Source organism: Bartonella capreoli (assembly GCF_902813205.1).
Taxonomy (GTDB): Bacteria; Pseudomonadota; Alphaproteobacteria; order Rhizobiales; family Rhizobiaceae; genus Bartonella; species Bartonella schoenbuchensis.
On sequence record NZ_CADDZX010000279.1, the window covers coordinates 1 to 418 of the forward strand.

The window sequence follows — 418 nt, forward strand, 5'->3', positions numbered from 1 at the left end:
CTGATGTTGCGCGCTTTGAACAGGGGCTTTTAACGCTTCTGCGCAATGATCACCAAAGTCTTTTGAAGGCGATTGCTGATCAAAAACAGATAACCGATGAAATTAAGGATAAATTGATAACTGTGCTTAAGACTTATGCAAAGAATTTTTCGTGATGAATTGATGGAATGCTTGAATGGCGTCGTTGAAGGATCTTAGAGACCGTATCGCCTCGGTTAAGGCAACACAAAAGATTACCAAAGCCATGCAAATGGTTGCGGCGGCAAGGTTGCACCGTGCGCAAGAGGCGGCGGAGTCTGCGCGTCCTTATGCTCAGAGGATGGCTGCTATTTTAGCCAATGTTGCGGCTGATGTTGATGGGATTGATGCGCCTCCTCTCATGCGGGGTACGGGTCGAGATGATGTGCATCTTTTGGTG

At 47.4% G+C, this 418-nt stretch carries 1 protein-coding gene; it reads left to right on the forward strand.

Going from position 1 to position 418, the window contains the following annotated elements; translation table 11 throughout:
• Positions 1 to 175 precede the first annotated feature (175 nt).
• Positions 176 to 418, forward strand: a 243-nt coding sequence (locus tag J7R05_RS08425; RefSeq protein WP_208541889.1) for a F0F1 ATP synthase subunit gamma, incomplete at its 3' end; no start/stop codon positions are given.